Origin of the sequence: uncultured Williamsia sp., assembly GCF_947494875.1 — a bacterium.
Taxonomy (GTDB): domain Bacteria; phylum Actinomycetota; class Actinomycetes; order Mycobacteriales; family Mycobacteriaceae; genus Williamsia_A.
Genome location: NZ_CANLWM010000002.1, coordinates 94588 through 105831, shown reverse-complemented (window position 1 = coordinate 105831; position 11244 = coordinate 94588). Strand labels below are relative to the sequence as shown.

Here is an 11244-nt window from a genome sequence, read left to right as displayed (position 1 = left end):
GGCTACCCTGACGGCCGTGCGAGACGGACAGCCCAGTCACACGGCGTTCGGTGCGGCGCGCCATCGAGCGCTGCACCAGGACCTCGATGGTGCGGCGGTGTTCCGCGACCCTCTCGCGTGGCGGATCCTCGGCGTCGACAGGCACGCGATCCTGGCCGGTGTCGGTGACGACGCCCATCGTGCGCTGCGGTGGTTCATCGCGGCGCGACACCGCTGCGCCGAGGATCGCGTGCACGCCGCCATCGCCGGCGGCGTCGATCAGGTGGTGGTCCTCGGCGCCGGCCTCGACACCTTCGCCTACCGCATGGATCACCCCGGCGTCACGGTGGTCGAGGTCGACCACCCCGCGACCGGCACCTGGAAGCGAGAACGACTGCATGAGGCGGGGATCGACGTCCCGGGCCACGTCCGCCACCTCGGGGTCGACTTCGATCACGACGACCTCGTCGGCGCGCTCAGCACGGCCGGCGTCGACACGCACAGGCCTGTCGTCGCGATGTGGCTCGGTGTGATCCCCTACCTCACGCGGCGGTCGGTCGCCGCGACCCTGGGTGCGCTCGGATCCCTGTCCTGTGAGGTCGTCGCCGACTACCGCGCGCCGCTGATCTCGACCCCCGACCCCGTCGACCTCGACCGTGTGACGTCGCTCGAGAGGAGGGTCGCCGCCGTCGGGGAGCCGTTGACCGACCCCCTGCCTCCGGAGGACATGCGCGAGATCCTCACCGGCGCCGGGTTCGTCACGATCGACGACCTCGACCGACCCGCCATCCGCTCACGGCTGCTGGGACTCCCGCCCGCCGGGGACGCCGGTGGCGGCCACATCGTCGTCGCGTCGACCGCCACCTGACGCGAAGGCACCCGGCGGGTCCGACGGGACGAGCGGCAGAGCGATGGCCGGGGCGATCGCCATCGCCAGGAACGCCGCCGGGAACCCGAACGCCCCGATCGCCGCGCCGAGCGCGGGGGTCGTCGCTGCGGTGGCGAGGAATTGCCCCGTGTTCTGCACCGCGAGGGCGCGACCACTCCACCGTGGGCCCGCGTACTCGGCGATGCCGGTGAACGCCAACCCGTTGTCGGCGACGGTGACGACGGTGGCCACCACCATGAGCACGACGGCCACGGGACTCGACAGCCAGTCGGTGAGGGCCAACAGCAGCGACATGGCCGCCGCCGCGAGCGCGATCACCCGGATCGGTCGCATCCGCGATCCCCAGACGTCGGACCAGCGGCCTGCGGCGACGCGGCCCGCGGCGCCGAGGAACTGGGCCGCGGTGACCACCACGCCCGACGCCGCCGGCGACCAGTGGTGTCCCACGATCAGCCACGCCGACGAGAACGTCCACAGCGTCGACTGCGGGATCACGAGCAGGACGCTCACGGCGTGCACCCGGGGGAGGAACGACGATGTGCGATAGGGGTTCTCGCCCGCGGCAACCGAGCCCGGGGTGGCGGTGGCGCGCGGTGGGTCGACGACGCAGACGGCCACCGCGAGGAGCGCCACCACCGCGGCGACGAGGGGTACGACGAGGCCTGCGGTGATCCCGTGGTCGGCGCCGAGCACCGGGATGCTCAACGCGCACAGTCCGATCCCCAACGGCTGCGCCGTCTGTCGGACCCCCATCGCCGTCCCACGGGAGCGCGGGGGGAACCAGCCGACGACGATCCGGCCGCTGGCGCCGTTCGTCGCGGCCGACACCACGCCTCCGGCGACCAACGTCGCCGCGAGGGCGACATACCCGACTCCCGCGGCGGCCACCGCCACCGCCGCGGCCGTCGCCAGCACGGTGAGCGTCAACGACAGCACCAGGATCCGTCGTTCCCCGAACCGGTCGAGGGCTGCGCCCCAGGGGATGATCGAGACCATCAGTCCGACCGTCGGTGCCGTCGCCAGAGTGGACGCGGCCGCGATGGAGAGGCCCTCGTCGGTGTGCAGCGTGGGGATCAGGAAGCCCGCGCCGGACACCGCGCATGTCGTGGCCATCGCGGCGAGGACCGAGGCGACGAGCATGGCCCAGCGCCGCACCGCGCCGACCGTCGGTGTCGCCGACGAGGGTTCCATGTCCGCCTCCTGGGTTGGGTCTCAATCAGTGGGACAGTGGTTTCAGATAGTAGTACCGTCTGGTGACCGCCCGCGACCGCGCGTCCCGACCGGTGGGATAGGGTCGGGTCATGCGACTGGGACGAATCGCGAGTCCGGACGGCGTGGCTTTCGTGGCCATCGAGGGTGACGACGGGGACGCCCGGGCGAAGGAGATCGCCGAACACCCCTTCGGAACGCCGACCTTCACAGGGCGGTCGTGGCCGCTCTCCGACGTCCGCCTGTTGGCGCCGATCCTGGCCAGCAAGGTGGTCTGCATCGGCAAGAACTACGCAGCGCACATCGCCGAGATGGGGGGCGAGGCGCCCGACGACCCCGTCATCTTCATCAAGCCGAACACCTCGATCGTCGGGCCCCGCGTCCCGATCGTCCGTCCGCCGAGTTCGTCTCGCGTCGACTACGAGGGTGAGCTGGCCGCGGTCATCGGTCGGCCGTGCAAGGACGTCCCGGCCGCGCAGGCCCGCAGCGCCATCCTCGGCTACACCGTCGCCAACGACGTCACCGCCCGCGACCTGCAACAGGCCGACGGACAGTGGACCCGGGGCAAGGGATTCGACTCGTTCTGCCCGCTCGGCCCGTGGATCGAGACCGAGATCGACCCGTCCGACCTCGAGATCCGCACCGAGCTCGACGGCGCCGTCGTGCAACGCAGTCGCACGTCGCTGATGGTCCACGACATCGGCGCGATCGTGGAGTGGATCTCCTCGATCATGACGCTGCTGCCCGGCGACGTCCTGCTGACCGGGACCCCGGAGGGCGTCGGACCGATGACGGCGGGGCAGGAGGTCTCCGTCGTCGTCGAGGGCATCGGCACCCTCACCAACCCCGTCGTCGACCGGAACTGACATGCCGCCGACGCCACCGAGAACCGCGTCCGTCAACGGGATCTCGATCTCCTACGAGGACGCGGGATCGGGTCCGCTCGTCGTGATGGTGATGGGCACGGGCAGCCCGGGCCGGGTGTGGAAGGCGCACCAGCAACCCGCACTCGTCCGCGCCGGACATCGCGTCGTCACCTTCGACAACCGCGGCATCGCGCCCTCCAGCGAGTGTCCCGAGGGCTTCACCCTCGACGACATGGTCGCCGACACGGCCGCGTTGATCGAGCACCTCGGCGCGGGACCGGCTGCGGTGGTGGGGACCTCACTCGGCGCCCGCATCACCCAGGAGCTGACGCTCGCCCGCCCGGACCTCGTCCGTTGCGCGGCGCTGATCGCGACCTACGGCCGCAGCACCCCTGTCCAGGAGGCGATATCGGCGGGGGAGCGGGAGATGTTCGACAAGGGCATCGTCCTCCCGGAGGCCTATTCCGCCGCGATCACGGCACACCTGAACCTCTCACCGCACACCCTCGTCGACGACGCCGCGGCACGGGACTGGCTCGACATCATCGAGTTCTCCGGGCAGACGCGCGCACGCGGTGTGCGTGCACAGATGCAATTGCACGACCACGAGGCCGACCGACTCTCGGCGTACCGGTCGATCTCGCGTCCGACGATGGTGATCGGTTTCGCCGATGACCGCACTCTGCCGCCGCATCTCGCCCGCGAGGTCGCCGAGGCGATCCCCACCGCGGAGTACCGCGAGGTCGCGAGGGCCGGACACTACGGCTATCTCGAGCAGCCCGACGAGGTGAACCGGCTCCTCATCGACTTCTTGGGGCGGGCGATAGCCTGACGGGCATGTCCGCACCGTCCCACGTCCGCGTCCGCTTCTGTCCGTCCCCGACCGGCACCCCGCACGTCGGACTGGTGCGCACGGCGCTGTTCAACTTCGTCCACGCGCGACACACGGGCGGGGACTTCGTCTTCCGCATCGAGGACACCGACGCCGCGCGCGACTCGCAGGAGTCCTACGAGGCGATCCTCGACGCCCTCCGATGGCTGGGGCTGAACTGGGACGAGGGGCCGGAAGTGGGTGGGCCCTACGCGCCCTATCGCCAGTCCGAGCGCGCGGACCTGCACCGCGAGGTCGTCGCCGAGCTGCTCGCCGCCGGTGAGGCGTACGAGGCGTTCTCGACCGCAGAGGAGGTGGAGGCACGTCACCGTGCCGCCGGCCGCGACCCGAAGCTCGGCTACGACAACGTCGACCGCGACCTCACCGACGCCGATCGCGAGCGGTACCGCGCCGAGGGCCGAACGGCGGTGATCCGGCTCCGGATGCCCGACCGCGACATCACCTTCGACGACCTCGTGCGCGGGCCCCAGACCGCCCGCGCGGGCACCGTGCCCGATTTCGCCCTGACCCGGGGGGACGGGCGTCCCCTGTACACACTCGTGAACCCGGTCGACGACGCGGCGATGAAGATCACCCACGTGCTGCGGGGCGAGGACCTCCTGTCGTCCACGCCGCGCCAGATCGCGCTCTACGAGGCGCTCATCCGGATCGGCCGCGCGGACGCGGTGCCACAGTTCGGCCACCTGCCGTTCGTCATGGGGGAGGGCAACAAGAAGCTCTCGAAGCGCGATCCGCAGTCGAGTCTGTTCCACCACCGCGACCGCGGCTTCATCCCCGAGGGTCTGCTCAACTACCTCGCCCTCCTGGGCTGGGGCATCGCCGACGACCACGACGTCTTCTCGCTCGAGGAGATGATCGCCGCGTTCGAGATCCGCTCCGTCAACGCGAACCCCGCCCGCTTCGACGAGAAGAAGGCGGAGGCGATCAACGCCGAGCACATCCGGCGCCTCGACCCCACCGACTTCGCCCGGCGGCTACGGACGTTCCTCGACGACGCGGGCCTGCTGCCGGCGACGGTCGACGACACCGCGTTCGCCACCGTCGCCGACCTCGTGCAGACGCGCATCCAGGTGCTCGGAGACGCATGGGGCCTCATCGCGTTCCTCTACACCGACGACGCGGACCTGCGGATCGACGAGACCGCGGCGCGCAAGAACCTCGGAGCCGACGCGGCGCCGGTGCTCGACGCCGCCACCCGCGCCCTGGAGTCGGTCGGGGACTGGACCACCGAGGCGATCGAGGCGGCGCTGAAGGAGGCCGTGGTCGACGGCCTCGATCTCAAGCCGCGCAAGGCGTTCGGCCCCATCCGGGTCGCCGTGACCGGGTCGCACATCAGTCCGCCGCTGTTCGAGTCCCTCGAGCTGCTCGGCCGCGACAGCGCCCTGGCCCGCCTCGCCGCGGCACGGCGCGACCACTGCGAGAACACGGCCTGAACAGGCGATTTGTGGTCAGGGTGTACGCCCTTGCTATCCTGCTTCTCGGCGCTTTTCGCGGTCGCAGGTCGGCCGAGGAGAGCATCCATTGGGGTATGGTGTAATTGGCAACACAGCGGTTTCTGGTACCGCCATTCTAGGTTCGAGTCCTGGTACCCCAGCGTCGCGCGAGTTCCGATCGGCCAGATTTGGTCCGGTCGGGTCGCGCCGATAGGCTTCTCGGAGCCCGGCGGGGGGTCATCCCCGCCGAGCCGAGCAGCACAGAACTGAAGTTCCTGGCCCCGTCGTCTAGCGGCCTAGGACGCCGCCCTCTCAAGGCGGTAGCGCGGGTTCGAATCCCGTCGGGGCTACAACGCACGAGCCCCCCGACACCGTCGGGGGGCTCGAGTCGTCTGACGGGGCGGGTCAGCCGGCGCGGCGCGCTCGCACCGGGCGCGATGCCCGCAGGTACGGTTCCATCTCCGCGCGGAACCGGGCCGCCTCGTCGGCGTCGACGGTCAGGGCGTACTCCGTACCGTCGAACCCGTAGTGGATGGTCTCGTCCTGCGCTCGTGCCTCGCGCGCCTCGCCGACCTCGTCGATGTGTCCCACGGCTCTGCCAACCCCCTCGAATCGATGATCGGGCGTGACGTTACCGAGGCTCGGGCGTGCGTGCAGTACGACGTTCGCACCACATGCACGCATTGTCGGCTGTTCAGAGGAACGCTGCGGTGCTCCCCGCGATCGGCATCTCGGGCAGGCCCAACTTCGCGTGGTCCCAGCTCCGCACACGCGTCGGGACGACCCGCACGGCGACGCGCTTGTGCATCATCTGGTCCACGAACGGGCGGACCTCGTCGGTGTACTCGCCGTTGTACCGCTCCCACACGCTGATCCCGACGCGGAGCAGGGAATCGGGGTCTTCGACGATCTCGGCGGTGCCCTCGACGGCGACGCCACGCAGGCGGTCGTAGGTGAGTCCGTCCTCGACCATCACCGAGACCGCGGGATCACGCCGGATGTTGACCGCCTTCTGTGACTTCGCCTTCGTCTCGAACCAGATCTCCCCGTCGAGCAGGGCATACCACATGGCGACCAGGTGGATCGATCCCTCACGGCCGCGCGTCGCCAGCGTCGCGGTCCGGCTGCGCCGCAGGAACTCCTCGATCTCGTCGTCGTCCATGACGATCTGTGCACGCTGGTTGGTTCCCACGTCGGGGCCTCCTCGGTCGACTCGTCGCCGAACTTACGCCCCGGTCATCCGTGGACGAGACGCGCGTGGATCGCGTCGGCGGCGGCGAGCAGGTCGGCCGCCCACCGCGCACCAGGGCGACGACCCATCCGGTCGATCGGTCCGGACACCGAGATCGCGGCGACGACGTCCCCGGTGGCGTCGCGGACGGGTGCCGACACACTGGCCACGCCCGGTTCACGTTCGCCTGCACTCTGTGCCCACCCGCGCCGACGGATGTCGACGAGAGACCTGTCTGTGAAGGCACTCTCCGGGAGAAGCGTGCGCTGCGTGGCGGGATCGGCCCATGCGAGCAGGACCTTCGCGCCGGAGCCGGCGGTCATGGGCAGACGTGATCCCACCGGCACGGTGTCCCGCAGGCCGGTCGGTGGTTCCATCGCCGCGACGCAGACCCGTTGCGCGCCTTCGCGTCGGTACAGCTGGACGGACTCGCCGGTGATCTCGCGCAGTCGCGGCAGCACCATCAGTGCCGCGTCTCGGACGGCGTCGCCCGCGCCGGCCGCGAGCTCCGCGAGAGCCGGGCCCGGGCACCAGCGGCCCGCACCGTCGCGGGTGAGCAGGCGGTGTGTCTCCAGCCCCATGGCGAGTCGGTGTGCCGTGGCCCGTGGCAGCCCGGTGTACGAACAGAGTTCGGCCAGGTTCCGTGGCCGCTCGGCGATCGCCCACAACACGGCGACCGACTTGTCGAGGACGCCGACGCCGCTCACCGTCATCTCCGACGCGGCCACGGAGGCGGCCGGGGGTGCGCTAGGATGTCCCATAGGCCGATACTAGCGTCCCGCATGCTGAAACGCCCGAATTCGGGCCGGACGATCCGGGACAGACGTCGAGATGTGGGGAACGCAGATGAGCACAGCAGGGACGACCACCGCTCCGCGGACGCTGGCCGAGAAGGTCTGGGACGAGCACGTCGTGCGTGCCGGCGAGGCCGACGCCAGCGGGCAACGCGACCCGGACCTCATCTACATCGACCTCCACCTCGTCCACGAGGTGACCAGCCCGCAGGCGTTCGAGGGACTCCGCCTGGCCGGGAGGCCGGTGCGCAGGCCGGATCTCACGATCGCGACCGAGGACCACAACGTCCCGACCGTCGACATCGACAAGCCGATCGCCGACCCCGTCTCGCGGACCCAGGTCGAGACGCTCCGCCGCAACTGCGAGGAGTTCGGGATCCGGTTGCACCCCATGGGGGATGCCGAGCAGGGGATCGTCCACATCATCGGGCCGCAGCTCGGGCTCACGCAGCCGGGCATGACGATCGTGTGCGGCGACAGTCACACCTCCACCCACGGCGCGTTCGGTGCGATCGCGATGGGCATCGGCACCTCCGAGGTCGAGCACGTGCTGGCCACGCAGACGTTGTCGTTGCGGCCCTTCAAGACCATGGCGATCACCGTCGACGGTGAACTCCCCGAGGGTGTCACGAGCAAGGACCTGATCCTCGCGATCATCGCGAAGATCGGGACGGGGGGCGGGCAGGGGCACGTGCTCGAGTACCGCGGCAGCGCCATCGAGAAGTTGTCGATGGAGGCGCGGATGACCATCTGCAACATGTCGATCGAGGCCGGAGCCCGCGCCGGGATGATCGCACCCGACCAGACCACGTACGACTACCTGCAGGGCCGCCCGCACGCCCCGACGGGTGCCGAGTGGGACGCGGCGGTGGCGCACTGGGATTCGCTCCGGACCGATCCGGGCGCCCGGTACGACACCGAGGTGCACATCGACGCGAGCGCGCTCACCCCGTTCGTGACCTGGGGAACCAACCCCGGCCAGGGTGCGCCGCTGGGCGACACGGTCCCGGACCCCGCCGAGATGGCCGACGAGACCCGTGCGCAGTCGGCCGAGAAGGCACTGGCGTACATGGATCTCACGCCCGGCACGCCGCTGCGGGACGTCGCTGTCGACGCGGTGTTCCTGGGCTCGTGCACCAACGGACGGATCGAGGACCTGCGGGCCGCGGCCGGAGTGCTCGAGGGCCGACGAGTCGCCGAGGGCGTCCGGATGTTGGTGGTGCCCGGCTCGATGCGGGTGAAGAAGCAGGCCGAGGACGAGGGTCTCGACGCGGTGTTCCGGGCGGCGGGCGCGGAGTGGCGGCAGGCCGGGTGCTCGATGTGCCTGGGCATGAACCCCGATCAGCTCGCACCCGGTGAGCGGTGCGCCTCCACGTCGAACCGCAATTTCGAGGGACGGCAGGGCAAGGGTGGCCGCACCCACCTCGTCTCCCCGGCCGTCGCGGCGGCGACCGCGGTCCGGGGACGGCTCGCCGCCCCTGCGGATCTCGCGCGCTGACACCTGAGCCCCGACCACCCAGTACCGGAAGGCACCGCAATGGAACCGTTCATCGACCACACGGGGATCGGCGTGCCGCTGCGCCGCAGCAACGTCGACACCGACCAGATCATCCCTGCCGTCTACCTCAAGCGGGTCACCCGGACCGGCTTCGAGGACGGGCTGTTCGCCGCGTGGCGCAACGACCCCGACTTCATCCTCAACAACGAACCGTGGTCGCGCGGCTCGGTCTTGGTGGCCGGTCCGGACTTCGGCACCGGGTCCTCCCGCGAGCACGCCGTGTGGGCCCTGTCGGACTTCGGGTTCCGCGTGGTGATCTCGTCACGCTTCGCTGACATCTTCCGCGGCAACGCCGGGAAGGCCGGTCTGGTGGCCGCGGAGGTCGAGCAGTCCGACGTCGAACTGATCTGGAAACGCCTCGAGGAGGCTCCGGGGACGGAAATCACGGTCAGTCTTGAGGATCGGACCGTGACCGTCGGTGACCTGGTGGTGCGCTTCGGCATTGACGACTACACGCGGTGGCGTCTGATGGAGGGTCTCGACGACATCGGGTTGACGTTGCGGCAGGTAGAGGCCATTTCCGAGTTCGAGGCGACCCGTCCGGCCTGGAAGCCGGCGACCCTGTAGGCCGGGGTCCCGACAACCCCTGTGGGGGGCGGATTCTAGGATCCGGGTACCAGAAACACCGCGCCACGCCCGGAATTTCGTGCGCGGGTCATGGAAGTTTGCCACCACGACGTTTACCGTGTGCTGTAGCTGGCTCAACGTGGGCCACCAGCTTGCGGAGGTTGATCCATGAACAAGGCAGAGCTCATAGAAGAGCTGACGAAGAAGTTGGACACCGACAGGCGGACGGCGACCGATGCCGTCGAGCACGTGGTGGACACGATCGTTCGCGCGGTGAACAAGGGTGAGAGCGTGACGATCACCGGTTTCGGTGTGTTCGAGAAGCGCAAGCGCGCCGCTCGCGTCGCCCGTAACCCGCGCACCGGCGAGACCGTGAAGGTCCGTCCGACGTCCGTCCCGGCGTTCCGCCCGGGTGCCCAGTTCAAGGCCGTCGTCGCCGGCAAGCAGAAGCTCAGCGCGACCGGCCCGGCCGTGAAGCGCGGCAGCAGCGCCACCGCCACGCCGACGAAGACCGCGGCCAAGAAGGCCACCACCGCGGCCAAGAAGACCACCGCGGCAGCGAAGAAGACCGCCACGGCGGCCAAGAAGACGACGCCGGCGAAGAAGACCACGGCGGCGGCCAAGAAGACCACGGCCGCAGCGAAGAAGACGGCGACCGCGGTCAAGAAGACCACGCCGGCGAAGAAGACCACGGCGGCGGCCAAGAAGACCACCACCGCGGCGAAGAAGAGCGCGCCCGCGAAGAAGGCCACCGCGGCGAAGAAGACGGTCGCCAAGAAGACCGCGCCGGTGAAGAAGGCTGCCGCCAAGAAGGCTCCGGCCCGCAAGCGCTGACGCGCCTCACGGGCGAACGCACGACATCGACGACCCCCGGACGGGACTTCCCACCGTCCGGGGGTCGTCGTCTGTCCGGGTCCGCCTCAGCGCAGGGGGCTGTCGACGTGGTCGGCGGCGACCATCCTGCCGTCGAGCATCGACACGACCCACATGCTGGCCTTGCGGTTGCGCGCCCGGGGCAACGAGATCCCGTCGGAGCCGGCCCAGGCCTGCATGAGGCCCGGGATCACCTTGCCCTGGCTGCAGACGACGTGGACGTCGTCGAGCGCGGCGATCTCACGTATCCGGGCGAGCGCGGGCGCGGGGTCGGCCCGATAGGCCTCCTCGGACAGCGCGCGTTCGACGGTGATCGCGGTGCCGAGTTCGCGAGCGAGCGGTTCCACCGTCTGCATGCAGCGGGTGCGGTCCGCGGAGTGCACGTACCGGGCGCCGAAAGCCACTGCCTGGTCGACGATCTTCTCCGCCTGCAGCCGACCCACCCGCTCCAACGGGCGCAGTCGGTCGTCGCCTCGGTATCGTGACGCGCGCCCCGCCTTGGCGTGGCGGACGACGAGGACCGTGTGCAGATCCGCGGGGAGACGGGTGAACTCCGCGAGCACCTTCCGATCGGCCTTGTAGCTCAGGCCGCCGGCGGCATCGGCGGGGGACATCCAGCGGAGTCGGTCGACCTCCTCGTTGACCGTGAACTCGCCGCCGCACCACCGTGCCGACCAGTAGTGCACGACCTTGCGTCCGGCGGGCACCTCGTACCCGACGGTCGCCACGCGACGCCCGAGCCGCGTGGAACTGCCGGTCTCCTCGGCGATCTCCCGCACCGCGGTGGCGACGAGGTTCTCACCGGACTCCCGCTTGCCCTTGGGCAGGGTCCAGTCGTCGTACCGCGGTCGGTGGATGAGAGCGATCTCGACCCCGCCACCGCCGTGGGTGGGCCGCCAGACGACACCGCCTGCGGCGTACACGGTCCGCTTCTGTGCTGCCATCACCGCGGT

Annotated in this window: 12 protein-coding genes and 2 tRNA genes; 9 read left to right on the top strand and 5 right to left on the bottom strand. The window is 70.3% G+C overall.

The features are described 5' to 3' along the window. Positions 1-16: 16 nt before the first annotated feature. On the top strand, positions 17-847 hold the full coding sequence (locus Q1A98_RS05850) for a class I SAM-dependent methyltransferase (protein ID WP_299570810.1): 831 nt from the start codon (positions 17-19) through the stop codon (positions 845-847). Here the strand turns inward: Q1A98_RS05850 and Q1A98_RS05845 are convergent. Continuing rightward, entirely contained in the window at positions 773-2059 is a 1287-nt protein-coding gene (locus Q1A98_RS05845) for an MFS transporter (protein WP_299570808.1), read from the bottom strand. The genes Q1A98_RS05850 and Q1A98_RS05845 overlap by 75 nt on opposite strands. A 110-nt stretch (positions 2060-2169) precedes the next feature. Here Q1A98_RS05845 and Q1A98_RS05840 point away from each other — a divergent pair, with 110 nt between their 5' ends. The 5 genes from Q1A98_RS05840 (at position 2170) to Q1A98_RS05820 (ending at position 5618) form a co-directional block, all read left to right on the top strand. Then, entirely contained in the window at positions 2170-2943 is a 774-nt protein-coding gene (locus tag Q1A98_RS05840; protein WP_299570806.1) for a fumarylacetoacetate hydrolase family protein, read from the top strand. Position 2944: 1 nt separating this feature from the next. Further along, positions 2945-3775 carry an alpha/beta hydrolase gene (locus tag Q1A98_RS05835; RefSeq protein WP_299570804.1) on the top strand — a complete coding sequence of 277 codons (831 nt, stop codon included), beginning with the start codon at positions 2945-2947 and terminating at the stop codon, positions 3773-3775. A gap of 5 nt (positions 3776-3780) precedes the next feature. Next, on the top strand, positions 3781-5268 hold the full coding sequence (gltX, locus tag Q1A98_RS05830; RefSeq protein WP_299570801.1) for a glutamate--tRNA ligase: 1488 nt from the start codon (positions 3781-3783) through the stop codon (positions 5266-5268). Between the two features lie 89 nt (positions 5269-5357). After that, a tRNA-Gln gene (locus Q1A98_RS05825) sits at positions 5358-5429 on the top strand. A gap of 116 nt (positions 5430-5545) precedes the next feature. After that, positions 5546-5618 (top strand) — tRNA-Glu (locus Q1A98_RS05820). 55 nt (positions 5619-5673) lie between these two features. On the opposite strand, the gene Q1A98_RS05815 is transcribed toward Q1A98_RS05820, so the two are convergent. From Q1A98_RS05815 to Q1A98_RS05805, 3 genes are all read right to left on the bottom strand, one after another. Continuing rightward, on the bottom strand, positions 5674-5859 hold the full coding sequence (locus tag Q1A98_RS05815; RefSeq protein ID WP_299570798.1) for a histone-like nucleoid-structuring protein Lsr2: 186 nt from the start codon (positions 5857-5859) through the stop codon (positions 5674-5676). A 103-nt stretch (positions 5860-5962) separates the two neighbouring features. Next, positions 5963-6460 carry a PPOX class F420-dependent oxidoreductase gene (locus Q1A98_RS05810; RefSeq protein WP_299570795.1) on the bottom strand — a complete coding sequence of 166 codons (498 nt, stop codon included), beginning with the start codon at positions 6458-6460 and terminating at the stop codon, positions 5963-5965. Positions 6461-6504: 44 nt separating this feature from the next. Then, positions 6505-7260 (bottom strand): IclR family transcriptional regulator, encoded by a 756-nt coding sequence (locus tag Q1A98_RS05805; RefSeq protein ID WP_299570793.1) that lies wholly within the window; start codon positions 7258-7260, stop codon positions 6505-6507. Between the two features lie 85 nt (positions 7261-7345). On the opposite strand from Q1A98_RS05805, the gene leuC reads away from it, so the two are divergent. From leuC to Q1A98_RS05790, 3 genes are all read left to right on the top strand, one after another. Further along, entirely contained in the window at positions 7346-8791 is a 1446-nt protein-coding gene (leuC, locus tag Q1A98_RS05800) for a 3-isopropylmalate dehydratase large subunit (RefSeq protein WP_299570791.1), read from the top strand. 39 nt (positions 8792-8830) lie between these two features. Next, entirely contained in the window at positions 8831-9418 is a 588-nt protein-coding gene (leuD, locus tag Q1A98_RS05795) for a 3-isopropylmalate dehydratase small subunit (protein WP_299570788.1), read from the top strand. Positions 9419-9586: 168 nt separating this feature from the next. Further along, complete coding sequence (locus Q1A98_RS05790; protein WP_299570785.1) at positions 9587-10252, top strand: HU family DNA-binding protein; 666 nt, start codon at positions 9587-9589, stop codon at positions 10250-10252. 86 nt (positions 10253-10338) lie between these two features. On the opposite strand, the gene Q1A98_RS05785 is transcribed toward Q1A98_RS05790, so the two are convergent. Next, positions 10339-11235: a bifunctional NUDIX hydrolase/histidine phosphatase family protein gene (locus Q1A98_RS05785; protein ID WP_299570784.1), complete on the bottom strand. Its 897-nt coding sequence runs from the start codon at positions 11233-11235 to the stop codon at positions 10339-10341. Between the last annotated feature and the right edge of the window lie 9 nt (positions 11236-11244).